Below are 23,389 nucleotides of genomic sequence, written 5' to 3' on the forward strand. Positions count from 1 at the left end.
TCAAGTAGAGCATAATTAGGAGCCGGTCATGAATTATCCTGTTTCCGCATCCTCGCTCTACGAGCGCGTCAGCCGCGTCATTCCCAAAGCCGAATGGATGACGTTCGAAAATGACGTCGACGCGATCCTCGAGCTCAAGCGCCGCCGCAACGCCGTCATTCTCGCGCACAACTATCAGACACCGGAGATCTTCCACGGCGTGGCCGATATCGTTGGCGACAGCCTGGCGCTCGCCCGTAAGGCGATCGAGGTCGATGCCGATGTCATCGTGCTTGCCGGCGTGCATTTTATGGCCGAGACCGCCAAGCTGCTGAACCCTGAGAAAACAGTATTGATCCCGGATCTCGGCGCCGGCTGTTCGCTGGCGGATTCGATCACGCCCGAGGATATCGCACTGCTGCGCCAGGCCCATCCCGGCGTGCCCATCGTCACCTATGTCAATACCTCGGCCGCGGTGAAGGCTGCCTCCGACATCTGCTGCACCTCGGGCAATGCAAAACAAGTGGTGGAATCGCTCGGTGTGCCGAAGGTGCTGATGATCCCGGACGAATATCTGGCGCGCAACGTCTCCCGCGAGACTGACGTCGAGATCATCGCCTGGCATGGCCATTGCGAGGTGCACGAACTCTTCACCGCCGAGGATGTGCGCCAGCTGCGCGAAAACCACCCCGGCGTCACGGTACTCGCCCATCCCGAATGCCCGCCCGAGGTGGTGGCCGAAGCCGATTTCGCCGGCTCCACCGCCGTGATGTCGGACTATGTCGGCAAGCAGAAGCCGGCACGCGTCGTACTGCTCACCGAATGCTCGATGAGCGACAATGTCGCCGTGCACCATCCCGATGTCGAGTTCATTCGCCCCTGCAATCTCTGCCCGCATATGAAGCGCATCACGCTGGCCAATATCCGCGCGGCACTCGAGGAAAATCGTCACGAGGTCACCGTCGATCCGGCAATTGCGGTGGCCGCGCGCCGCGCCGTCGAGAGGATGCTGGCGATATGACCGAGATTCTCGAGCATCTCACTGGACGCACGGTGATCGTCGGCAGCGGGCTTGCGGGGTTGATGACCGCGCTGACGCTGGCGCCTGAACCCTCCGTCATCGTCACCCGCGCGGCCCTTGGCGCGGAGACGTCGAGCGCCTGGGCGCAGGGCGGCATCGCCGCCAGCATGGGCGCCGACGATAGCGCGGCGCTGCATCTTGCCGATACGCTTGCAGCCGGCGACGGTCTCTGCAATCCGGCGGTCGCTGCCGGCATCATCGCCGAGGCACCGGCGGCGATCGCCGCGCTGGAGCAGGCCGGCGTCCGTTTCGACCGGAATACCGCCGGCGAACTCTCGCTCGGGCTGGAGGCGGCCCATAATCGCCGCCGCATCGTCCATGCCGAAGGCGACGGCTCGGGTGCGGCGATCATCGCAGCGCTGATCAAAGCAGTGATGGAAACGCCAGCTATATCCGTGCTCGAAGGCTTCGAGGCGCGGCGGATTCTGATGGACGGCGAGCAGGTCACCGGTCTGCTCTGCGCCACCGCGAAAGGGGCCGTCATTCTGCCGACATCGAAGGTGGTGCTCGCCACCGGCGGCATCGGCGGGCTTTACGACGCGACCACCAATCCGATCGGCAATTTCGGCCAGGGAATCGCGCTCGCAGCAAGGGCGGGTGCTGCGCTCGCCGATATGGAATTCGTCCAGTTCCATCCGACGGCGCTCGATTCACGCCGCCGGCCGCTGGCGCTCATCAGCGAGGCGGTGCGCGGCGAGGGGGCTTTGCTCGTCAACGAACGCGGCGAACGGTTCATGGGCCGCATATCCGGCGCCGAGCTTGCGCCGCGCGACGTGGTGGCGCGTGCGATCAGCGCCGAAATCGCCCGCGGCGGCAGGGTCCTCCTCGACGCCCGCGCTGCTCTCGGCAACCGCTTCGCCGCCCGCTTTCCTGTCATCTCGAGCCTTTGCGGCGAGGCCGGCATCGATCCGGCGGAAGACCTCATTCCGGTGCGCCCGGCCGTGCACTATCACATGGGCGGCGTGGCCACGGATGCAAATGGCCGCAGCTCGGTTCCCGGTCTCTGGGTTGCCGGTGAGGCGGCCTCGACCGGCCTGCACGGTGCCAACCGGCTTGCCAGCAATTCGCTGCTGGAGGCGGCTGTCATGGGCATACGGGCGGCGCGCGACATTTCAGGCATGCCCGCAAGCGCCGCCGGCACGATCTTCGCCGAGCGACCGCCGGCGCCGGCCGATGCATCGCTCATCCGGCCGATCGTCTCGCGTCATCTCGGCGTGCTGCGCAATGCCGGCGCCATTCAGGGGGCGATCGCCGCCCTGCTGCCGCTTGCCGAAGGCAACGGCCCTGCCGCCGATCCGGCCATCGTCGCGCTGCTGATCGCCGTCTTTGCCAGCCTACGGATGGAATCGCGCGGCGCCCATGCCCGCACCGACTTTCCGCTAAAGCTCGTCAATGCCAATCGGCGCCAGATGTGCCTTTCCGATGCTCTGGAGATCGCCCGCGCGACGCCGCCCTATGCTCTTGCAAGGAGTGCCTGAGATGAGCCTCGTTCCCCTTCCGCGCCTGATCGTCGAACCGCTGGTGCGGGCAGCGCTTCTCGAAGATCTCGGTCTTGCCGGCGATATCACCTCGGCCTCCGTCATCCCTCGCGATCATCGCTCGATGGTGGTGATGGCTGCGCGTCAGCCGGGCGTGATCGCCGGTCTCGATGCCGCCGAACTCGCCTTCACTCTCGTCGATCCCGAGATCGTCATGCGCCGCCATCTCCAGGATGGCGATGCCGTCAAGCCCGGCGACGTGATCGCCACCATCGAAGGCCCCTCGCGCGGTCTGCTAAGCGCTGAGCGCACCGCGCTGAATTTCCTCGGCCATCTCTCAGGTATTGCGACTGTGACGGCTGAGATTGCCGCCGCCATCCGCGGCACCAAGGCATCCGTCGCCTGCACACGCAAGACGACGCCGGGGCTGAGAGCGCTGGAGAAATATGCAGTGCGGGCCGGTGGCGGCATGAACCACCGTTTCGCGCTTTATGACGCCGTGCTGATCAAGGATAATCACGTCGCCATCGCCGGCGGCGTCGCTGAAGCGATCCGTCGGGCGCGGGCAGGCGTCGGCCATATGGTGAAGATCGAGGTCGAGGTGGACACCCTCGATCAGCTGCGTGAAGCGATGGAGACCGGCGTCGACGCTATTCTGCTCGACAATATGACACCGGATCAGCTGCGCGAAGCCGTCGCGATCGTCGCCGGCCGGGCCATCACCGAAGCGTCCGGCCGCGTCACGCCGATAACGGCCGCCGCAATCGCCGCTTCCGGTGTAGACCTCATTTCCGTCGGCTGGTTGACGCACAGCGCGCCGGTGCTGGATATCGGGCTCGATTTCGTCGAGGCCGCGACCACGACGGAAACAAACTCCAGACGGATTGCACAGGTGCTGTAATCCCTCAGGCCTGCTTCGGCTGAGCTTCCTTGTCGCTGTCGAATTCCAGCAATTCGATCATCACGCCGAGATCGGGCACCGTGTCGTAATAGGCATAACGCCCATGGCCTGACGATGCCGTCGTTAGAGATACGCGGGTCCCTCAGCCGTTGAAACAGCTGAATCGTAAACGTTGCGGCCCCGAAGTCCCCTTCTCGACTGCGGCTGAAACGCCAATTCATGGTCATCTGGGCGATCTCGTGCGCTTCGGCATATGCTCGAGTTCAACTTCAGACATACTGACGGCCCAAGGCAATGGGTGATCGCCTGCATACGAAGGAGGCATTGGAAACCGTCCAAATGCGGGTCGCTCACGAGAAAAAATGCGCCCGAAAACGCAGATGCAAGCTGGAGGTGCGACAAGAAAATTACGAGCTAAGCGCTCTAAATATTAGAACGCTTATTTCTTCAGCCGCTGCCCACTCGACTGCAGAGGAATTTATCCTTTGATTTCACTCACATAACTGACGATCCTGCCCACTTCAACCTCAATGCCGTCAATTTCGCCTATTTTTTCAGCGCAAGAATTGAAGCGTTTAAAATCTTGCAGAACGCCGGATATTCATGAGACAAAAGACCTGCGAGTAGAAGCGGTCTGAGCCTCGGTTCTGGACATTGCTCGACGGGTAAATCTGTCGAGGAGATGTTCTAATGCAGGGAAAAGCCAGTGATCTCGCCCCGAAATCCGCAGAGATCGACGCTGGATCTGATCACCTTCGCGTGCATCGTTGCTTTGCATGCCTGAGCAGCAAGCGTCCTGAAAACGCGATTGCCAGGCTCGTCGCGGATGGCTTCGATCCGGAGCGCGTCGCCAATCACTATCCGTCCTTAAAAACCGAACACTAATTGCGAAAGGTCGACCCATGTCCCGCACCAAGCTTGCCTTCTATGCACTTGCCGCAACCCTTTCTGCCGGCGCCGCCTCCGCCGCCGACAAGGTGATCTTTCAGCTCGATTGGCTGCCGGGTGGCGACAAGGCGCCGATCTACGTCTGCATCCAGGAAGGTTTCTGCTCGGACGCCGGCCTTGAGGTGGAGATTGCCTCCGGTCGCGGCTCGACCGACGCCATCTCGCGCCTTGCCGCCGCGTCCTCCGACATCGGTGTTTCCGATATCGGCGCCCTGATGGCCGCCCGCGCCAATGAAGGCGTGAAGGTGACCGCCGTCATGTCGTTGTTTAACAAGGGGCCGCATGCCTTCTACGTCGCCAAGGGCGGTTCGATCGCAAGCATCGCTGACGTCAAGGGCAAGACGATCGCGACGTCGCCCTTCACATCGTCGAATGTCTACCTGCCGCTGGTGCTGAAGGATGCCGGCATCGACATGGCGGATATCAAGATTATCAAGGCAGATCCCGGCGCACTCGGCCCGATGCTGATGACCGGCAATGCCGATGGCATCATCGCCTGGATGACCGACCTGACGCGCTACAGCAACCAGGGCAAGGAAGCTGGCAAGGCGATCGTTGCCCTGCCATGGTCGGCAGCAGGGCTCGAGCTTTATTCCGCATCTATCATCGCCAGCGACGATTTCCTCGCCAAGCGTCCGCAGGTCGCCGCCCGCTTTATCTCCGCCTACAAGAAATCCGTCGAGTTCGCCAAGGAGAATCCGGAGAAGGCTGCCGCTGCTGTCACCGCCATCGTACCGGAACTCGGCTCGGAAGATGTCCAGGGTTCCCTCAAGGACACGCTGCCGTTGATCTTCAACGAGGTGACGGAGAAGGACGGCCTCGGTGCCTTCGAAACCGCCCGCCTTGCCGAAACCTGGCGCCGTGTCTCTGAAGCGCAGGACATCGATCCGGCCAAGCTCGATCCGGAAACCACGGTCAACCGCACCTTCGCCGTAGCGGAGTAACCGCCATGGCGATGCCCGCTATCCGCTTCGACAGGCTGGGACAGGTTTTCGAAACCCGGTCCGGGCGCACGGAAGCCCTGCGCGACGTCAGTTTCGATGTGGCCCGGCATGAGTTTGTCTCGATCCTCGGCCCTTCGGGTTGCGGGAAATCGACCCTACTGCGCATGATCGCCGGCCTGTTGAAGCCGACGTCCGGCTCGGTAGACGTCTTCGGTCTGCCGGTGACGGCCCCGCGTGACGACATCGGGATCGTCTTCCAGAAGCCGACGCTGCTTCCTTGGGCGACTGTCGAAGACAATGTCGTGTTTCCCGCCCGCCACAAGACCGGCCGGGTAACGGCAGTGGAGCGCGGGCGGGCGGGTGAATTGCTGAGCATGGTCGGGCTTGCCAGCTTCGAGAAACGCCTGCCGGACGAACTGTCCGGCGGCATGCAGCAGCGTGTCGGCATCGCCCGCGCGCTGCTCATGGACCCGGATATCCTGCTGATGGACGAACCCTTCTCGGCGCTGGATGCCCTGACGCGCGAGGTGATGGGCTTCGATCTGCTGCGCATCTTCTCCGAACGTCCGAAGACCGTGGTCTTCATCACCCACTCCGTCAGCGAGGCGGCGCTTCTGTCCGACCGCGTTTTGGTGATGACCGGACGGCCGGGCTCGATCCTGACGGAAGTCACCGTTCCCGTCGGCCGGCCACGCGGCCCTGAAACTGCAAAGGACAAGGCGATCCATGACCTCTCCGATTACCTCCGCGATCTCCTCCTCACCCGTCACGCGGCGTGAGGCCATGCAGAGCCGTACGCCGGTCGCGCTGCTCAAGCAGGTGCTGGCGTTGCCGGGCATCACGACCGCCGCGGCCCTGATCGGCACGGTGCTGCTATGGGAAGCGGCGGCGCGGCTCCTGTCGATCCCGACCTATCTGCTGCCGCCGCCAAGCGCGATCCTCGGCTCGTTCTCCTCCATCGGCTTCGAGCGCTGGATGGGTCACATCGCCGCGACGTTGCGGGTGGCGCTGATCGGTTATGCGATGTCCATCGTTATCGCCATTCCACTCGCGGTGCTCATGATGCGCTCGCCATTCCTGTCGCGAACGCTCTATCCGCTGCTCGTCGTAGTGCAGTCGACGCCAGTGGTGGCGATTGCGCCGATCATCATCGTCGTGCTCGGGGCCGGCGATGCGCCACGCATCGTTATCACCTGTCTCATCACCTTCTTTCCGCTCGTCGTCTCCACCGCAACGGGCCTTGCGGCAACCCCGCCGGAGCTGATCGAGCTGTCGCGAAGCCTGCGCGCCTCGGGCTTCCGCGAGATCACCCAGATACGCCTGCCGTTTGCGGTGCCCTACATCTTCTCGGCGCTGAAAATCTCGATCACGCTTGCCGTCATCGGCGCCGTGGTTGCGGAGTTCTGCGCATCCGAAGCCGGCGTCGGCTATTTCATCCAGCTGTCGACCTCCCTGTTCAAGCTGCCACAGGCCTGGGCCGGCTTGCTTGTGCTCGCCGCCATGTCGCTCTTGCTGTTTCAGGCCGTGGTCCTGACGCAGAAGCTCCTCTTTCCCTGGAGCCTGCCGAAAAACGGCTGAACCCATCCGGAGTAGAAGCAGTCGGGCCCTGCCCGGACATTGCTCCTCAACCGCCGGCTCGCCGGCATTCACGTAAGGAGAATGGTATGAATACCCAGACAGACACCCTCGCGGAACTCGCTAAGGAAGCGACCATCGGCGGCATGGGCACGACCGTTGACCGGGAAATCCCCGTCATCGACCTTTCTGACTTCGACAACCGCAAGCACGAGATCGCCAATGCACTCTGGCAGGCCTCGGTCGATATCGGTTTCTTCCAGGTCTACAATCACGGCATCGCCCAGGACCATATCGACGCGGCCTTCGACACGGCCTGGACATTCTTCGAACTGCCGGCGGAGGTTAAGGCGAAAACCCCGATGCCGAAGGGCATCAATGCCGGCTGGGAATTCAAGGCGCAGGTCCGCCCCTCCACCGGTACGCCGGATAACAAGGAGAGCTTCCAGCTCACCCGGCCGGACATGATCCGCCTCAACCTGTGGCCGAGCGAAGACGATCTTCCGGGCTTCCGGGAAAAGATGCTCCGGTTCGAGCGACAGAACTGGGAACTCGGCATGCGCATCCTCTCCTGCTTCGCGCTGAAGATGGGCTTTGCCGAGGATTTCTTCACCAAGGCGCATGACCCGTCTTCGGACCAGTATCAATCGACGCTGCGCCTCATCCACTACATGTCGATGGAAGGCGCCAAGCCGGAAGACTTCACGTCGTGGCGTGCCGGCGCGCATTCGGACTTCGATTGCTTGACCATCCTTCACCAGAAAGAGGGCGAAGGCGGGCTCCAGGTGTGCCCGGGCAAGGATGCAGCCCTGAAGGAATGGACGGATGTTCCGCCGCGCAAGGGCTACATCACCTGCAACATCGGCGACATGCTGATGCGCTGGTCGGACGACCAGCTGCAGTCGACGCTGCACCGGGTGCGCATGCCGCGCGAGAATGAGTACATGGGCCGCCGGCTGTCCTTGCCCTTCTTCTGCCAAGCAAACCGCGATGCCGTCATGCAGGGTCCGCTCGGCAAATACGAGGCGATCACCGCCGGCGAATACCTGACCCGGCGCATCAACGCCAATTTCGCCAAGAAGTGACGTTGAAGATGGTCCGTTGCGGTGACATCGTTGAACAGTCAATCCGACTCCCGTCAGGCAACGGACCCATCATGCTTCATGGACGCGCGCTGCGTTATATCGACGAGGTGGCCCGACAGGGCTCCATCCGCAAGGCGGCAAAGACATTGCATGTCGCCGCCTCTGCGGTAAACCGCTATATCCTGGAGCTTGAGGAAGAGCTGCAGGCGCCCATTTTCGAGCGCCTGCCGCGCGGCCTGAAACTCACGAGTTCCGGCGAGATCCTCATCCAGCACATTCGCGAGACACTGCAGGCGCATCAGCGGATGCGGGCGCAGATCCAGTCCCTGAAGGGGCTCAATCGCGGCGAGGTGGTGCTGGCGACCATGGCAACGCTCGCTGCGGGCCCGATTGCCGAGATCGTTGCCGCCTACCGAGAAAAACATCCGCAGGTCAGCCTGCGGATCATGGTCGGCGACCGGACGACTGTTGCGGAGATGGTTGCGCTCGGCCAGGCCGATCTCGCCATTGCCTACAACCTGCCGGACGATACCCGGCTGCAACGCGCCGCCGAATTCCGCCATGCGCTGGGAGCCATCGTCGCGCCCGCCCATCCCCTCGCAAACCGCAAGACCGTGCGCATGTCCGATTGCCTGCTCTATCCGCTGGTTCTGGCGGATCGATCGCTGTCGCTGCGCGAGGTCGTCGAGGCGACTGCCCCGGCGCGTGCCACCCTTGTTCCCGTCGTCGAGACCAATTCGATGGAACTGATGAAGTGCCTTGCCCGGACAACGCCTCACATAACCTTCCTCAACCGGCTCGATGTCGACCGCGAAATGGCGGCCGGCGACCTGGTCTTCATTCCGCTGACGGGAACCGGCTCGCTGCAACGGCTCAATATCCTCCACCGCGCCCGCGGCTCGCTTTCGCCCGCCGGCAGCCATTTCATGCAATTCGCGCAGGAGCGTCTGCTCGCCTCGTTCGACCAGAGCTGACCGCTCGGCACATCCAATAGAGACCCACCATGAACGATCTTTCCCTGTTTCCCACGCTTGCCTCCCGTCTGGCGAGACAGGAGCGCATTCGTCTTGCGAAGGCGCGCGTCCCGGTCGCGCTGCTAGCAGATGACGTGCCTGGTGGTGCTGAGGTGGACCGGGACGGTTCCGCCATCGTCGATATTCTGGTCGAGAACGGCAGGATCGCTGCGATAACGCCGGCCCTTGCCGATGGTGGCGAAGATGCAGTCGCGCTCCACGGCCGCCATGTCTGGCCGCTTCTGATCGACGCGCACGCCCATCTCGACAAGGGCCACATCATGGGACGTGCTCCCGATTCCGGCGGCACGCATCCCGGCGCGCGCGCCGCGACGACGGCGGACCGGCTTGCCCACTGGAATGCCGACGACCTCCTGCGACGGATGGAATTCGCTCTTGCAACGGCCGACGCCCATGGCGTGGCCGCTATCCGCACCCATCTCGACAGTCACGAGGGGCAGGCGGAAATCACCTGGAGCGCGTTTGCCGAAACGCGCGAACGTTGGAAAGGCTGCATCACCTTGCAGGCTGCCGGCCTCGTGCCGCTCGATGCCTATCGCGACGACTATGGCACCCGCCTTGCCGATATCGTTGCCGTCCACGGCGGCTTGCTCGGCGGCGTCACCCGCGCCTCCGGGGGCACCCATGGGTCAGGCCTCGACGATATCGACCTGCTGCTCGACCGGCTGTTTGCGCTGGCGAAGGAACGGGAACTGGATGTCGATCTACATGTCGACGAGGCGGCACAGGCCGACGCCCTGCCGCATGTGGCGCGTGCCGCCATCCGCCACGGTTACGAGGGGCGCGTGACATGCGGCCACTGCTGTTCGCTTGCGCTTCTGGGCGAGCAAGAATTGCGCGACACGATCGCGCTGATCGCCGATGCCGGCCTCTCGATCATCACGCTGCCGACCGTCAACATGTATCTCCAGGATCGTGAAGACGGCCGCACGCCACGCTGGCGCGGGGTCACGCCCGTGCAGGAGTTGCATGCGGCTGGCATTCCGGTCGCCGCGGCCGGCGACAATTGCCGTGATCCGTTCTTTGCCTATGGCGATCACGACATGCTGGACACCTGGCGGCAAGCGGTGCGCATCCTGCATCTCGACCACCCCTACGCGGATGCGCCCGCTCTTGCCGGCCCGGCACCCGCTGGCATCATGGGCATCGACGCCGGTACGATCGGAGTCGATCGTCCGGCAGACCTGATGATCCTGGAAGCCTGGAGCCTCGACCAGGTTATCGCCCGTCCGCACTCCGACCGCGTCCTCCTCCGCAAGGGGATCTTCGCCAACAGGACATTGCCCTCCTACAGCATGCTCACAGATTTCCAGACCGCTTGAGCCGCTCTCTAGCCAACCTCTTCCACATCCCCGGACACGATATCTCCTCCGGCCATCATCGAGAACTGCGTGCTGCGGCGATGAACCTGTGCGCGCAGATCGCTCGGGCATGAACCGTCAAGGCGCGGCCAGCCTAGAATTGCCTTGCGATCGTTAAGTTTACGATGCTCGCACCACTTTTCCGCGAGACAAAGGCTGAGCATATCGTCACCGAGCATGACAATCCGGCCGACTGGCGCAGCTTCGCCCGGCGTTCGATCGAGCACATCAAGGCGCTCGGCCTTTAACGCCGCCGCGATCTGGTCGGGAATAGCGGCTGGCAAGGCCATCGACAGCGGAAATAACCTCCCGCCGCGACACGCAAACCGGAGCCTCACGAAAGTGTTGGCAAAGCATTGCCTCCCCGTGTGGCGCGAGAATATGCAAATATTCGATGAAACTTCTTCTTTTTAAAGCAAAACCGCTATGCGTCGGGCTCTTATGGCTCTAACATGTTTTTGATTGGCCGGTGCGCTTGCGCGCCTTGGCTTTCAGGGGTGAGAACCGAGATGCAACGGACATCCGGCAGATGCTGACGAACAGGCTATGCCTGCTCGGAAGACCGCGATTGCTGGCGGCGGGGAAGGAACTCCCCTTGCCGGAGAAGTCTTATTTTCTCCTCGCCATGCTCGCCGCCGAACCCAATTTCGAACTCGACCGCGAAACCGTCAGGCGGCAGCTCTGGCAATCGGAGCTGCCGGAAAAGCGGGCCGGCAGCCTGCGTCAGCTGCTGGCGCGCATCGAACAGAGCATTCCTGCCGGCCTTCCACCGCTGCTGGACGCGACCCGAACCCATATCGGCCTTGCGGATGGCTGGGAGGTCGACGTTCATATCCTGAAACAGAAAGGGCCGCTCGCACCCGAAGACGGCGACCTGCTGAACGGCGAATTGCTCGAAGGCGTTAAATCGCCGACGCAGGGCGCCGAGGACTGGCTGACCTTTGAGCGCCAGCGGGTCGACGAGTTGCGCTCTGCCCATCTCTCCCGGCTGGTCGAGACATCGGAAGGCAGGTCGGATGAAGATCAGGTCACGCTTGTCAGGCGCCTGCTGGAACTCGACCCTGCCAGCGAGACGGCCTATCGCGCCTTGATGCGCACCTATGTCAGGATGAACGATCCGGCAGCGGCGCGTCAGGCCTATCTGAAGTGCAAGAGCCAGCTGAAGGACGACTTCGACACCGAGCCGGAAGAAAGCACCACCGCTCTTGCCCGCGAACTGAACCTGGTGCCGGCGGCACAGGCGACGTCAGGGCATTCCCAGCCGGCGCCGGATCTGTCCATCAATTCGGTCGGCCAACCGCGTATCATCATCCTGCCGCCGGAAAGCATCTTCACCGATCCGCTGATGGAACGCGTCGGCAGGGCGCTTCTCGAAGACGTCACCATCGGCCTCAGCCAGCAGCGCGGCTTCAAGGTGATCGCGGCGCATACGAGCCTGGAAATCCTCAGCCGTTCGATCGATCCGTCGCGTGCCGTGCCCGGTCCGCTCGACCTCAGCTTCGACTATGCGGTCTACGTCACCATCCAGGGCCGCGACGAGGATGTCTATGCGACCTGCCGGCTGACGCGGACGACGACTTCGGAGGTGATCTGGGCCATCGAACTGCCGCTGGTCATGCAGAAGATCAGCGAATCCTTCGCGCATTTGACGCGACGGATCGTCTCCTCGCTTGCCGACACGATCGAGCGTCACGAACTGGCGATGCCGATCGGCGAGGCGCCGCCGTCCGCCTACCGTCTCTACCTGGAAGGCAAGCGGCTGATCGCCCAGACCGACCTGCAGCATCTGCGCCAGGCGCGCAAATGGTTCAAATCCTCGCTCAATCGTTATGAACATTTCTCCGCCGCCCATGCCGGCATGTCGCGCGCGCTCGGCATGGAATGGCTGATCCGCGGCATGCGGGACAAAGAACTGCTCGACGAGGCGAACGGTGCTGCCCGGCAGGCACAGCAGTCCGACCCGAACAGCGGCCGGGCCTATCGCGAACTCGGCTTCGTGGCGCTCTATCGGCGCCGCTTCGACGAAAGCCTGGAATATTTTCAGCAAGCCCAGGATCTCAATCCCAACGATGCCGACATCCTGGCCGACTATGCCGATGCGCTTTCCCATGATGGCGATTTCGATCGAGCGCTGGAGCTCAGCCGCGCTGCCTTCAAACTCAATCCGCTGCCGCCGGACTACTACTACTGGAACCTCGGCGGCATCCACTTCATGCGCGAAGAGTATGAAATGGCGATCGAGGCGCTGGAACCGGTGAAGACGAAGCAGGCGACGGCCCGCCTGCTCGCCGCCTCGCATGCCATGGCAGGCGACACGGGCAAGGCCAGGAATTACGCCAGGATAGTGCTGGAAAACTTCCCCGATTTCCGCAGCGAGGACATCCGCCATTTCGTCCCCGATCGCGATCCCGCCTATACGGAACCGCTGATACAGGGCCTGCAACTTGCCGGTCTTCCCTGATTGCACCGCCTTTTAACGAAGCCTGTAACGCTTAAATGACGGAGGCAATGTTTCTTTCCGATGGTTAACCGCAGCAAGGCGCTGCCCGACCAATCGGAGATGAAACATGAAGACCAATGCTGACACCACTGCAGCTCAGACACAGTCACTGCGCTTCTCTGCAGCCGCCAAGGCCGCGATGAAGCAGGACGAGCTCAACGTTTCCGCCAATGCGCTCGAGAGCCTGACGCATGCGCTGAGGTTCCGCTAAGGAACAGATCGGTATGTCCGCTTTCACCGACCTTGAAACGCTTGCCGGTGACCTTAAACGATCATCGGCCGGTGTCAGCGATTATCATGACCGCGCGGTCACGCCGGCGCAGACCCTCGCAGCCATCAGGCCGCATCTGCGCGAATTCGGCATTACGCGCGTCGGTCTGCTGACCGCACTCGACGTTCTGAACATCCCCGTCGCCTTCGCAACGAGGCCGAACAGCCATACGCTTTCGGTCTTTCAGGGCAAGGGTATCGACAACGATGCCGCCATGGCCTCGGCGGCGATGGAGGCGGTCGAGACGCGGATCGCCGAAATTGCTCCCGCCGACCTGACGCAGGCGACGGTCGAGAGCATGCGGGCGGAGCGTGCCGCGATGATCGATCTCGACAATGTCGCACGCTGCGCACCCGACGAAATAGGCAGCAGTCCTATTCCGTGGTGCTCCGGGCTCGACATTCTTTCCGGCAGCAGCGTCTTCGTGCCCTGGTGGCTCATCGGTCTCGACCATCGCGGCGAGAGACCGCGGGGCTTCGAGCAGTCGAGCGATGGGCTTGCCTCCGGCAACACGCCGTCCGAAGCAGTCCTGCATGGGCTTTGCGAGCTGGTGGAGCGCGACGCCTGGGCCTTGACCCAGCTGAAATCGCCCGAGCGCCTGAAGGAGAGCCGCATCGACCCCGCCTCCTTCGGCGATGCGGTCATCGACGTCATGACCGACCGGATCACCCGCGCCGGCATGAAACTGCTGCTGCTCGATATGACGACGGATATCGGCGTTCCCGCTTTTCTGGCCGTCATCATGCCAGGCAACCTTTCCGACCGTGTCGACGCGCGCTGGTCGCATGTCTGCGGTGGCTGCGGCTGCCACCCCGATCCCGTGCGCGCCGCGCTGCGCGCCATCACCGAAGCGGCGCAGAGCCGGCTGACCGCGATTGCCGGCAGCCGCGACGATTTCTCGCCGCGCATCTATCAGCGGCTCGACAGGAGTGCGGCGATGCAGCAGGTGGTCGAACTCTGCGAGGGCGACGGCCGGATGCGCTCGTTCCAGGCCCGCGATCGCCGCCCGGCGACGATCCAGGACACCATCGACCATATTGCCGACCGGCTGGCGGCGACCGGCATCGAGCAGATCGTCGTCGTGCCGTTTCCGCACCCGGCCCTGCCGGTCTCCGTCGTCCGGGTGATCGTGCCGGGGCTGGAGGTCGATATTTCAGGCCAATATATCCAGCTCGGCATCCGCGCGGTCAATACTATGAGAGGAGCCGAATCATGAAGGTGCTGTTCGTCGGCCCGAGCCTTGGCAGCGATCTTGCCGCGGCAAGAGCCATGTCCCCCCGCATCGATTTCCGGCCGCCGGCCGCTGCCGGCGACATCCTGAAAGCCGTTCAGGACGGCGCCACCGCGATCGGCCTGGTCGACGGCTATTTCGGCGATCTGCCTTCGGTCTGGCACAAGGAAATACTTTACGCACTCGAACATGATGTCGCCGTTGCCGGCGGCGCCAGCATGGGGGCGCTGCGGGCAGCCGAATGCGCGCCCTTCGGCATGGTCGGGCTCGGCTCGATCTTCGAAGATTATGAGTCCGGGCGGCTACTCGACGACGAGGCCGTCGCGCTGGTGCATGCGCCGCGGGAGCTCGGCTGGCTGCCGCTTTCCGTACCCTGGGTCGATTTCGAACCGACGATCGAGGCGCTTTACGCCAAAGGCGAAATCTCGCTCAGCGAGCGCAAGAAGCTGCTGCTTGCCGGCCGCTTCCTGCATTTCTCCGAGCGCACCTATGCCAAGGTGGCCGACGAGTGCCATTTCCGCAAGCCGCGCCGCGACCACATCCTCGCCGCCATCCGGGGGAACCGTGTCGAGCGCAAGCGCGGCGACGCGTTACTGGTGCTGGAATGGCTGCGCCGGGACAAATTCCGCCCGGTCAACCGTGACTGGCGCTTTGCCGCGACCTCGCACTGGGAACTCCTGCACGCCGAAGTCACGCGTAATGCGGTTCCTGTAACGCTTGAATAACGGTCGCGGCGGAAGATGAAGTCATGATGGAATCGTAGGGTTCCACGACCAAAGAGGGCGGGAACAATGTTTGAACAACACAACGAAGGTACCGGCAGCGAATACGCAAGGATCTTCCGGCTGCTGTCGGCAGCCAAGGAGGAGGCTGAAAAGCTTCAGCTGCGCAATCTGATGCACCTGACGAACATGGCGCTGCTGCAGGTCGTCATCGATTGGGACGGCATAGATCCCGACAGGGAGCTTGACGTCAATCTCGAAAAGCTGGTCGGCAGCAAAGCCAAGATCGCAATGAAGGATGCCAGCGAGAATCTAATCCTGATCGATCGCCATTGATCCGATCGATCCTGATTGGCCCTCATGCGGTCCGTTGGGATCACGTGAAAGACAACCGGTCTATTCGGCCGCTTCAGTATCCAACTGTTCGGTGTTGGCAATCGCCTGGACGAGCTTCAGGATCTTCTTACGAAGCGCCTCGTTCTTGATCGAAAAGAACGCCGCATTGAGAAGGACGCCTTCGCGCGAAATAACGAATTCCTCGCTGGGAGCGGGGTTGTCGTTGGCATTATCAGGGGTCGACAGGTCGTCGAAAAACGTCCTGACATCAACCTTCAACGCGCCGGCGATTTCGACCAGCATACTGGCGGAAACGCGGTTGGAGCCCTTTTCGTATTTCTGGATCTGCTGGAACGTTACGCCCACACGATCACCCAGTTCCGTTTGAGAAACTTTCCTCAACAGACGCTGGATGCGGATCGTCTTTCCGACGTGAACATCGACGGAATGCGGTTCTTCTTTCATCTCATTTCCCTTCTGAAGGCAGCGGACAAGGGGTTATTCGCCATATCCGTGTCAACAACTTTTAGCCGAGATAAATAAGGCTAGCAATTGCTTGCATGTAGATAGAGTTAAACTCGAAAATCGGGCCCTTTTTGTCCCGGAATGGTACAAAAAACATGCCGAAATGGCACGCCCAGGAGACCGGTCGGTTTATTTTGTGACGTCAGAGCGACCAGAGGCGCTGTGCATTGGCGAAAAGCAGCTTCGAGCGCTCTGTCTCGCTCACGCCGGAAAGCATGGAGTGGGTCGCCGCAACCCAGGTGGAGAGGCCGCCGCCGAGCGTACAGACCGGCCAGTCGCTGCCCCAGACGACGCGGTCCCAGCCGAAACTTGCGGTCACATATTCGATATAGGGCTGCAGCGTTTGCGCCGTCCAGGTCTTCGCATCGGCATAGGCGACGACGCCGGAGACCTTGCAGACGACGTTCGGCCGCCGGGCAATCTCCGATATGCCGGCCTTCCACGGCCCAAAGGCATCCGAGCAGATATCCGGCACGCCACAATGGTCGAGCACGAACTGCACGTCGGGCGCAAGATCGGCAAGGGCGGTCACACGGCTCGCCTGATGCGGCAAGGTGCAAAGGTCGAAGGTCAGGCTGCTACCGCTAATGCGCCTGATGTTTTCGCGGAACAGGGCGCCTTCGGAGACATCATCGGGCACGACATGCAGCACGCGGCGGAACCCCTTGACGAAGGGATCGGCCTTTTGCCGCTCGAGATAGGCGGCGAAGCCTTGCTCTTCCGGCCGGCAGGAGACGATGGCGCCGGCAATCAGACTGCCTTCCTTTTTGGCGAGGCTGGCGACGTGATCGGTCTCTGCCTGTATCGCGGCAGGATCGACGTCGACCTCCATATGCAGCACCGTGGTGATGCCGCAGCGCCGGGCCTCCCTCGCATAGGCCTCGTAGAGGAAATCATGATCGAGATCAGGCACGCCCGAGAGCCAGGGATAGGGCAGCGCCGACCGATCGATGATATGCAGATGGGTGTCGATGAGCACGCTCTTCTCCTCCAGCAATGGCTTCTCGCAAAGCTATCCCTGGTGAATGGATTGTTCAAATAGAAATTCCCGGATCGTGCCAAGGGCTGCCCTCACCCTAGCCCATCTTTCACGGTTCGCGGGGAGAGGGGACGTGCCATGCGAAACGTAGGCGAGGAACGGAGAGGGCGCGGCACATCCCCTTCGCCCCGTTTACGGGGAGAAGGTGCCGGCAGGCGGATGAGGGGCTGGCATCGGCAATCTCCCGGCCGAGAATGTCACACCCTGATGCTCCCAGCCGTCAGGCGGGGGTGACGACATCGGCGCCGGCAAGCAGTGAGAGTTGGGCCGCCGCCTTCTGCACCAACGTGATCGCCTGGGTGATATCGGGAGCAGACGGCGCATTGACGAGCGCGATGAAGGGGCAGGTGAGGGCGGCGATGCAGCGGCGGTCCGGCCCGAGAACGGGAGCGGAGAGATTGTAGACGCCGGAAGTCTGGGCGCTGGCCATCATCTCGTAGCCGCGCTCGCGGATCTGGTCGAGACGATCGTAGAATTCGGGGCCGAGTTCGACATCCGCGCGGCTGCGCACATGTTCGGAGATCATCATCTCCCGCTCCTTCTTGCTGCGGAAGGCCAGCAGCACATGCCCCGATCCGGTGTCGAAGAGGCTGATATGGGCGCCGATGCGGATCGAAAATCCCCAATAGTCCGGCGCCTCCTGCTGGGCGATGACGACGGCAGCACCCCGATCGAAGACGGCGAGATGATTGGCCTGGCGCGTGCGCTGGGCGAGATCACGCATCAGCGGCGTGGCATAGGAGGCGAGCCGGCGCACCGGCGCGTGCAGCTGCGCAAGGCCGAAGAGTTTCAGCGTCAGCGAGTAGCGGTCGCCATCCAGCCGGGTGACGTAACCGCGGCGCACCAAGCGATCGAGCATGCGGTAGAATTCGTTGGGGCTGCGGTCGAGCCGTTTGGCGATATCAGCCTGGGTGAGACCGCTGTCGACGCCAGCGAGCAGCTCCAGGATATCGAGGCCCTTGTCGAGGGCAGGAGCACGATAGCGGTCGGACTCGTCGGCCTCCATTCCTTCCTCCTGTGAATACTACTCTGCATATACGCAGAACCGCAGCCGGAAAAGGAAAACTTCGCACTTGACCCCCAGCCAATCGTCTGTTTGTCTATAAACAGACAAATCATCACTGAAAACGGCCGTCGCGAAAGCGAACGGCTGAGATACCGAAGGCGCCCGAGCGGCACGATCATAAGCAAGCCGGGGACAGGGAGGAAGACCGTGCAGCGCATGGGAATGGTCATCGGTCCTGCCGCCGGCGGAGATCGCCGAAAAAGCAGCCAATCAGCTGAATCCCCCGCTGATCTGCCTATGCAACAGCGCCAACTCCTCCATTTAACGGAGAGAGCCGCGCACCTCCGGAAGCAGACCGGCGCGCTCCATCACGACCGCGCTTCGCCAAGACATAACCGCATTCCATCGTCCAGCGTAGACAATTCCAGAAAAGGCCCGTGACATGACAAACAGACTTTCCGGCAAGACCGTTCTCATCACCGCCGCCGGCCAGGGCATCGGCCGGGCGACGGCGACAGCCTTTGCCGCGATCGGCGCCAAGGTCCACGCGACTGATATCAACACCGAGGCGCTGGCGACGCTGGCAGCCGAAACCGGCGTTTCCACCCATAAGCTGAACGTGCTCGAAGAGGATGCGGTCAAGGCTCTGGTCGCCGAGATCGGAGCCGTCGACGTGCTGTTCAACTGCGCCGGTTTCGTCCATGCCGGCTCGATCCTCGATATGAAGGATTCCGATCTCGAATTCGCCTTCGACCTCAACGTCAAGGCGATGATCCGCACCATCCGCGCCGTGCTGCCGGGCATGATCGAGCGCAAGGACGGGGCGATCATCAACATGGCCTCCGTCGCCTCCAGCATCAAGGGCGTGCCGAACCGCTTCGCCTATGGCGTCACCAAGGCGGCGGTGATCGGGCTCACCAAGGCCGTCGCCGCCGATTACGTCGGTCAGGGCATTCGCTGCAACGCCATCTGCCCCGGCACGGTGGAAAGCCCGTCGCTGCAGGATCGCATGCGGGCGCAAGGCGATTACGACGCGGCGCGCGCCGCCTTCATCGCCCGCCAGCCGATGGGCCGGCTGGGCTCGCCGGAGGAGATCGCCGATCTCGCCGTCTATCTCGCCGGCGCGACCTACACGTCGGGCCAGGCGATCGCCATCGACGGCGGCTGGACGATCTGATTTCAGCGGATGCGGCCGACCCGGCAGTCTTGCCGGCCGGCCCGGCCACTGCAATCGGCTCTATATAATCGGCCCATATAATCGGGAGAAACACCATGACCCGCATCACCGACCTTCGTGTCTTCGATCTCCGCTTCCCCACGTCGCAAAGCCTGGACGGATCCGATGCGATGAACCCCGATCCGGACTATTCGGCGGCCTACGTCATCCTCGATACGGATGCGCCTGATCTTGCCGGCCACGGACTGACCTTCACCATCGGCCGCGGCAACGATATTTGCTGCATGGCGATCGAAGCGATGCGACACCTCGTCGTCGGCGCCGACCTCACAGAAGTTCTCGCCCATCCCGGCACCTTCTGGCGGCACCTGACCAGCGATAGCCAGCTGCGCTGGATCGGCCCGGAGAAGGGCGCCATTCACCTGGCGACCGGCGCGGTCGTTAATGCCGTCTGGGATCTGCTCGCCAAGCAGGCCGGCAAACCGGTCTGGCGGCTCGTCGCCGAGATGTCGCCGGAAGAGATCGCGGATATCGTGGACTACCGCTATCTCACCGACGTTCTCACGCGTGACGAAGCGGTCGAGATCTTGAAGCGCGCCGAGGCGGGCAAGGCGGAACGCATCGCCATCCTCGAAAAGGGAGGCTATGCCTGCTACACGACCTCGGCCGGCTGGCTGGGCTACGGCGACGAAAAGCTGCGCCGCCTTTGCCAGGAGGCGATCGATGCCGGCTTCAACCATATTAAGATGAAGGTCGGCCGTGACCTGGAAGACGATATCCGCCGCCTCAGGATCGCCCGCGAGGTCATCGGCCCCGACCGCTACCTGATGATCGACGCCAACCAGGTCTGGGACGTCGGCCAGGCGATCGACTGGGTCAAGGCGCTTTCCTTCGCCAAGCCCTTCTTCATCGAGGAACCCACAAGCCCCGACGATGTCGCCGGCCACCGCAAGATCCGCCAGGCGATCGGCCCGGTGAAGGTCGCGACCGGCGAGATGTGCCAGAACCGCATCATGTTCAAGCAGTTCATCGCCGAGGGCGCGATCGATATCGTGCAGATCGATTCCTGCCGCATGGGCGGGCTGAACGAGGTCCTCTCCGTGCTCTTGATCGCCGCCAAGTTCGACCTGCCGGTCTGGCCGCATGCGGGCGGCGTCGGCCTTTGCGAATATGTGCAGCATCTGTCGATGATCGATTACATCGCGGTGTCGGGCACCAAAGAAGGCCGCGTCATCGAATATGTCGATCACCTGCACGAACACTTCCTCGACCCCTGCCTGATCGAGAACGCCGCCTACATGCCGCCCACCCTGCCGGGCTTCTCCATCGAGATGAAACCGGCCTCGATCAGCAACTATACGTTTCGAGGCTAAGGAAACTTCGCCGGCTGCATGTTGAATTCCTGATCTCGACAGTCTTTCCTGCCGCCGATGGGCTTCCAATCCAACGGGACTGCTCCAATTCACTTGGAGGCGGCGAAGCTTGCTTTTTAGAACGCCGAGGAATATTTTTGCAATGTGAATGCGGAGGGGGCCCAGCACCAGCAGGCCAGCAAATTTTATTGAACTTAGACAATAGAATGTTTGCGATCGAGCCATGCCCAAGTTTCACCACGTCCAGAGACTGTGTGCTTATCTGCTGATCATCGCGGCAATGCTGCTATCGATCGGCACGGTACATGCAGCCATAACCGAGGAGAGCGGACGCCGCGTCGCTCTCGTCATCGGCAACTCGGTCTACAAGACGCTGCCCTCGCTTCCCAATCCTGCCAATGATGTCGAAGAGGTCGCGACCACGCTGCGCGCGGCCGGTTTCGATGTGACGATCGGCGTCAATGTCGACCGCATCGGGCTCGAAGATACGGTGCGCCGATTCCTGCGTTCGACCAGCAATGCCGAGGCCGGCCTCATCTATTATTCCGGCCATGGCATCCAGGTGGGCGGCCAGAATTTCATTGTGCCGGTCGATGCGACGCTGGAGACGCCCTATGACGTCGAAACGCAGACCATGCCGCTCGACCTCATCCTGAACCATCTCAAGCAGAATTCGCGGGTGCAGCTGATCTTCCTTGACGCCTGCCGCAACAATCCCTTCAACGCCCAGAAATTCTGGATGGCGGAAAAACTGGAACCGGTCGGCGCCACACGCGGACTTGCACGGATTGACAGCGATCTCGGCAGCCTGATCGCCTTTTCCACGGAACCCGGCCAGGTGGCGCTCGACGGCACCGGGGCGCTCAGCCCCTATTCCGAATCCTTCATCAAGCGGGCGAGCGAACCCAACAAGGAAATCCGCCAGGTTCTGACCGATGTGCGCCGCGACGTGATCGCCATGACCGACGGCAAGCAGGTCCCCTGGGAAAACTCCTCGCTGATGGACAGCTTCTATTTCATTCCGGCGCCGCCGCCGCCAAGCGTCGAACCGATGCAGCAGGTGAGCGTGCCGGAGGGTGCGGCCACGACCAGATTGCCGATCGCCCCGCCGCATGACGAGACCGGCTCGGCGCTGCTCGTCACCCTCAACCAGCTTCCCAAGACCGGCAAGCTCAGCTTCGACGGCAAGCCGGTCGAGCAGGGCGCGAAGATGCCCGCCGCGGCACTGACGGCGCTGACCTATGACTCATCAGGTGTTTCCGCCGGAACCGTCGGCCTGATCGGCTATACCGTGAGCGACCCTTACGGTCAGGCGACGCAGGGCGTCATCGCGATCACCGTCTCGGCCGATGCCGACGCCAAGCTCGCCCAGCTCGAACAGGAAAAGCAGGTGCGGCTCGCCGATGCCGACGCCTATCTGAAGACCCTGCCGCGCAACGTGGACGCGACGATCGGCGTCGGCCCTGTTGAAGTCAGCCTGCCGGTCGTGCCGGCATCCGCCGCGGAGATGACCTTCAAGGTCGCGGCCCTACCCGATAAGGGCACGCTGCGCGCCGGAGACCGGGTGATCGGGCTCGGTCACGTGCTCGAAGCAGCCGATATTCCGGCCCTTTCCTATGAGCCGCAGATCGGCACCGAAAACCAGCCATTCGCCCTGACGCTGCAGGCAGCCAATGACGACCTGCCACCGGCGACCATCACTTTCAAGCCGGTGCTCGACGCCTGCGACACATCAGCCGCAGCACCCCTCGACCTGCAGGGCGTGACGGCAGGCAAGCTGCCGAACGAGATCGACCCCGATGAAGCACTGCCCGCCTGCATGGACGCAGTGAAGGCCTATCCCGAGGTCGCGCGCTTCGTCTATCAGCTCGGCCGCGCCCAGCTTGCCAACCGCGATACCAAGACGGCGTTCGCCACGATCAACAAGGCAATGGATGCAGGGCATGTCCGGGCAATCTATGAACTGTCGAGCCTTTACGAGTTCGGTGCCTCCGTCCCACGCGACGCAGCCAAGGCAAGTCAGATCGCCAAGGGTGGTGCGGCCAAGGGCGATCCCTTTGCCCTGCATAGCTACGGCAAGGCCCTCTATTACGGCCGCGGCACCAAGGCCGATCAGCAGCTGGGGTTGCGCTTGATGCTGCAGGCCGCCGATCTCGGCCATACCTATGCGATGAACGAGCTCGGCTATATCTTCCTGAACGGCGTCAACGTTCCGGCCGATCCGGAGCGTGGTATCCGCTTCTACGAAGCCGGCGTCCAGCGCAACGACATCTATTCACTGAACAATCTTGCACTCGTCTACCGTTTCGGAAAAGGCGCTCAGGAGGACCTCCCGAAAGCGCTCGACCTTTTCACGCGGGCGGCAGAGGGCGGTCAGCCCTATGCGCCGACGAACCTCGGGCGCATGTACCGCGACGGTATCGGCGTTGCCGCGGACAAGGCGGAAGCGGAGAAGTGGCTTGAGGTCGGCGCGGAACGCGGCGACTATTGGGGTGCGCTCGACCGCGCGATGCTCGCGAAGGAAGAGGGTGCGGACGCTGACAGCCTTGCCATCGCGTCTCGTTATTTCGCGCTGGCGACCGCCATCAACATGCCGGGCAGCGGCGATCCGAAGAACCAGGCGCTGGCGGAACTCAAGAGGATGCCTGGCGCAGCCAAGAAAAAAGCGGAAGCCGCCTTTGCCGCCGAGCTGACCGCTCAGGAAAAGAAGACAATTCCGAGGACCAAGTCGCTCGATGACAGGCTCGTCAAGCTCGCCAAAGCGACCTGGGTAAAGCGAAATCCGAGGTACGATCTCTTCTGAAACGGCGGTCCGGGGGCGCC

22 protein-coding genes and 1 pseudogene are annotated in these 23,389 nt (G+C 62.6%); 20 read left to right on the forward strand and 3 right to left on the reverse strand.

The features are described from left to right. Positions 1-28: 28 nt before the first annotated feature. The 17 genes and pseudogenes from nadA (at position 29) to GFM02_RS05205 (ending at position 15,446) form a co-directional block, all read left to right on the forward strand. Positions 29-1,000: a quinolinate synthase NadA gene (gene nadA / locus GFM02_RS05130; protein ID WP_020052863.1), complete on the forward strand. Its 972-nt coding sequence runs from the start codon at positions 29-31 to the stop codon at positions 998-1,000. Further along, entirely contained in the window at positions 997-2,538 is a 1,542-nt protein-coding gene (locus GFM02_RS05135) for an L-aspartate oxidase (RefSeq protein ID WP_168321002.1), read from the forward strand. The genes nadA and GFM02_RS05135 overlap by 4 nt, the downstream gene beginning before the upstream one ends. Continuing rightward, entirely contained in the window at positions 2,516-3,439 is a 924-nt protein-coding gene (nadC, locus tag GFM02_RS05140; RefSeq protein WP_205930180.1) for a carboxylating nicotinate-nucleotide diphosphorylase, read from the forward strand. Before GFM02_RS05135 ends, nadC begins: the two co-directional genes overlap by 23 nt. Before the next feature lie 690 nt (positions 3,440-4,129). Beyond that, positions 4,130-4,324, forward strand: a complete 195-nt coding sequence (locus GFM02_RS05145; protein WP_168266736.1) for a hypothetical protein — start codon at positions 4,130-4,132, stop codon at positions 4,322-4,324. 17 nt (positions 4,325-4,341) lie between these two features. Beyond that, the gene (locus tag GFM02_RS05150; RefSeq protein WP_131662472.1) at positions 4,342-5,331 is read left to right on the forward strand and encodes an ABC transporter substrate-binding protein; all 990 of its coding nucleotides are present in this window, start codon (positions 4,342-4,344) and stop codon (positions 5,329-5,331) included. A gap of 5 nt (positions 5,332-5,336) precedes the next feature. Continuing rightward, positions 5,337-6,110: an ABC transporter ATP-binding protein gene (locus tag GFM02_RS05155; protein ID WP_168266734.1), complete on the forward strand. Its 774-nt coding sequence runs from the start codon at positions 5,337-5,339 to the stop codon at positions 6,108-6,110. A 4-nt stretch (positions 6,111-6,114) separates the two neighbouring features. Further along, the gene (locus tag GFM02_RS05160) at positions 6,115-6,909 is read left to right on the forward strand and encodes an ABC transporter permease (RefSeq protein WP_020052856.1); all 795 of its coding nucleotides are present in this window, start codon (positions 6,115-6,117) and stop codon (positions 6,907-6,909) included. Positions 6,910-6,995: 86 nt separating this feature from the next. Continuing rightward, entirely contained in the window at positions 6,996-7,991 is a 996-nt protein-coding gene (locus GFM02_RS05165; protein WP_168321004.1) for an isopenicillin N synthase family dioxygenase, read from the forward strand. A 2-nt stretch (positions 7,992-7,993) separates the two neighbouring features. Then, the gene (locus GFM02_RS05170; RefSeq protein ID WP_168321005.1) at positions 7,994-8,965 is read left to right on the forward strand and encodes a LysR family transcriptional regulator; all 972 of its coding nucleotides are present in this window, start codon (positions 7,994-7,996) and stop codon (positions 8,963-8,965) included. 29 nt (positions 8,966-8,994) lie between these two features. Beyond that, the gene (locus tag GFM02_RS05175; protein WP_020052853.1) at positions 8,995-10,347 is read left to right on the forward strand and encodes a cytosine deaminase; all 1,353 of its coding nucleotides are present in this window, start codon (positions 8,995-8,997) and stop codon (positions 10,345-10,347) included. Between the two features lie 8 nt (positions 10,348-10,355). Next, a pseudogene (locus GFM02_RS34950) lies at positions 10,356-10,460 on the forward strand (IS6 family transposase); the annotation flags it as partial. A gap of 51 nt (positions 10,461-10,511) precedes the next feature. Continuing rightward, positions 10,512-10,634 (forward strand): hypothetical protein, encoded by a 123-nt coding sequence (locus GFM02_RS35430; RefSeq protein ID WP_261334342.1) that lies wholly within the window; start codon positions 10,512-10,514, stop codon positions 10,632-10,634. Between the two features lie 221 nt (positions 10,635-10,855). Further along, positions 10,856-12,847 (forward strand): BTAD domain-containing putative transcriptional regulator, encoded by a 1,992-nt coding sequence (locus GFM02_RS05185; RefSeq protein ID WP_168321007.1) that lies wholly within the window; start codon positions 10,856-10,858, stop codon positions 12,845-12,847. A gap of 106 nt (positions 12,848-12,953) precedes the next feature. Beyond that, complete coding sequence (locus tag GFM02_RS05190; protein WP_012763602.1) at positions 12,954-13,097, forward strand: hypothetical protein; 144 nt, start codon at positions 12,954-12,956, stop codon at positions 13,095-13,097. Positions 13,098-13,110: 13 nt separating this feature from the next. Further along, positions 13,111-14,373: a YcaO-like family protein gene (locus tag GFM02_RS05195; RefSeq protein ID WP_168321008.1), complete on the forward strand. Its 1,263-nt coding sequence runs from the start codon at positions 13,111-13,113 to the stop codon at positions 14,371-14,373. Beyond that, positions 14,370-15,113 carry a TfuA-like protein gene (locus tag GFM02_RS05200; protein ID WP_168266726.1) on the forward strand — a complete coding sequence of 248 codons (744 nt, stop codon included), beginning with the start codon at positions 14,370-14,372 and terminating at the stop codon, positions 15,111-15,113. The genes GFM02_RS05195 and GFM02_RS05200 overlap by 4 nt, the downstream gene beginning before the upstream one ends. 66 nt (positions 15,114-15,179) lie before the next feature. Beyond that, a complete protein-coding gene (locus tag GFM02_RS05205; protein WP_020052848.1) occupies positions 15,180-15,446 on the forward strand; it encodes a hypothetical protein in 267 nt (88 codons plus the stop codon). Between the two features lie 60 nt (positions 15,447-15,506). On the opposite strand, the gene GFM02_RS05210 is transcribed toward GFM02_RS05205, so the two are convergent. The 3 genes from GFM02_RS05210 to GFM02_RS05220 all read right to left on the reverse strand — a co-directional run bounded on the left by GFM02_RS05210 (position 15,507) and on the right by GFM02_RS05220 (position 18,016). Then, positions 15,507-15,911 carry a helix-turn-helix domain-containing protein gene (locus GFM02_RS05210; RefSeq protein WP_012763606.1) on the reverse strand — a complete coding sequence of 135 codons (405 nt, stop codon included), beginning with the start codon at positions 15,909-15,911 and terminating at the stop codon, positions 15,507-15,509. 202 nt (positions 15,912-16,113) lie between these two features. Continuing rightward, positions 16,114-16,950 carry an amidohydrolase family protein gene (locus GFM02_RS05215; RefSeq protein WP_168321009.1) on the reverse strand — a complete coding sequence of 279 codons (837 nt, stop codon included), beginning with the start codon at positions 16,948-16,950 and terminating at the stop codon, positions 16,114-16,116. 280 nt (positions 16,951-17,230) lie between these two features. Further along, on the reverse strand, positions 17,231-18,016 hold the full coding sequence (locus GFM02_RS05220; RefSeq protein ID WP_168321010.1) for an IclR family transcriptional regulator: 786 nt from the start codon (positions 18,014-18,016) through the stop codon (positions 17,231-17,233). A 442-nt stretch (positions 18,017-18,458) separates the two neighbouring features. Here GFM02_RS05220 and GFM02_RS05225 point away from each other — a divergent pair, with 442 nt between their 5' ends. The 3 genes from GFM02_RS05225 (at position 18,459) to GFM02_RS05235 (ending at position 23,369) form a co-directional block, all read left to right on the forward strand. Continuing rightward, positions 18,459-19,193: an SDR family oxidoreductase gene (locus tag GFM02_RS05225; protein ID WP_020052845.1), complete on the forward strand. Its 735-nt coding sequence runs from the start codon at positions 18,459-18,461 to the stop codon at positions 19,191-19,193. Positions 19,194-19,288: 95 nt separating this feature from the next. Then, a complete protein-coding gene (locus GFM02_RS05230) occupies positions 19,289-20,566 on the forward strand; it encodes an L-fuconate dehydratase (protein ID WP_168321011.1) in 1,278 nt (425 codons plus the stop codon). Between the two features lie 223 nt (positions 20,567-20,789). After that, positions 20,790-23,369: a caspase family protein gene (locus GFM02_RS05235; RefSeq protein WP_168321012.1), complete on the forward strand. Its 2,580-nt coding sequence runs from the start codon at positions 20,790-20,792 to the stop codon at positions 23,367-23,369. Positions 23,370-23,389 lie beyond the last annotated feature (20 nt).

This window comes from Rhizobium leguminosarum bv. viciae (assembly GCF_012276115.1).
GTDB lineage: Bacteria > Pseudomonadota > Alphaproteobacteria > Rhizobiales > Rhizobiaceae > Rhizobium > Rhizobium leguminosarum_T.